Here is a 1311-nt window from a genome sequence, read left to right as displayed (position 1 = left end):
GGTGGCGCCAGCGTGCGAGGGGCCCGTCGGGGTGGGTGGTGAGGGTGTGTCCGGTGTCGGTGGTGATGGTCAGGGTGCCGTCGGGGGCGAGTTGGTAGTGCCAGTTGTGGAAGGTTTTGAAGCGGTGGTGGTTGCGGCACAGGGCGGCGAGGTTGTTCTCGAGGGTCGGGCCGCCGGCGGTGGGGTCTGTGTGGTTGAAGGGGCGGACGTGGTCGATGTCGCAGGCGTCGGCGGGGACGGAGCAGCCGGGGTGGCGGCAGGTGCCGTCGCGTAGGCGGATGAGGTGGGCCAGTCGGTCGCTGATGCGGTAGCGGTGGGCGTGGTGGGGGTTGTCTGCGGCCCCGGGTGCGGTGTCGGGCACGGTGATGGTGGCGCCGGTGCTGCGGGTGAGTAGTTCGATGAGGGCGTCGATGGTGGCCGGGCCGCCTCGGGGGAGGTAGACCTCGGGTTCGCCGTCGGGGCCGGGGGGTGCGAGCACGGTGATGGTGGGGCGGATCTGGGTGGCCGGCGGGCGGTGACCCGCACCCGCACCCGCACCCGCGCTCGTGCCTGCGCTGGTGTCGGTGTTGGGGTGGCCGAGGAGGGCGGTGACGAGGGCGTCGGCGCGTAGTTCGTCCATGCTGCGGATGGTGTCGGTGTCGAGGGTGTGGGCGCCGTGGCGGCGGGTGGTCTCGACTCGGGTGCGGGTGTCGCGGTGGCGTTGGTCGGTGGCCCTGGTCTGCAGCAGGGTGTGGATGGCGAAGGCTTCGGTGGCGGTGAGGTGGGCGGTGAGGTCGGCCATGCCGTCTGTGCCGCGGCGCAGGGTGACGCGGCGTTCGCGGACCGCGGCGGTGCGGCGCAGTCGTACGCCGTCGGGGTCGTGGGCGGCGATGATGCGGTCGGTGTGGGACAGGATCGCGTCGCGTCCGGGGCGCCTGCCGGCGGCGAGGGCGGCCAGGAGCCAGTCGATGACCTCGCGGTGGACGTCGTCGCGGTGCAGGGAGTCCACGGTGCGCATGTGGCGTGCGAGCAGGGTGGCGGTGGCTTCGTCGAGGTGGCCGGTGTCCATGGCCTCGACGAGACAGGGGAACTTGGTGACCAGGGTGATGGCCAGGGTGAGCAGGCTGCGGGCGCGGTTGTGGTGCACGCCGTAGGCGGCGACGATCTCACTTGTGGCGATGGTCAGTGGGTCGATGACGGCGTGTTCGGGGCGTTGGTCCAGGCCGGGGCCGTAGCCGGCGGCGATGTCGCGCAGTTCCTGTTCTTCGCGGCAGGTGGCCCACAGGTCGTGGCAGGCGCGCAGTCGGGCGGCGGCCGCGCGGTTCTCGGCGT

At 72.5% G+C, this 1311-nt stretch carries 1 protein-coding gene; it reads right to left on the bottom strand.

Features of this window, described 5'->3' with window-relative positions; genetic code table 11:
- Window positions 1-1311 (bottom strand): HNH endonuclease signature motif containing protein (locus tag NR111_RS18195; RefSeq protein ID WP_256821623.1); only part of this gene is annotated, 1311 nt, incomplete at both ends.

Origin of the sequence: Dietzia sp. Die43, from assembly GCF_024519835.1 — a bacterium.
Classification (GTDB): Bacteria; Actinomycetota; Actinomycetes; order Mycobacteriales; family Mycobacteriaceae; genus Dietzia; species Dietzia kunjamensis.
This window is presented reverse-complemented; position numbering and strand designations above follow the sequence as displayed.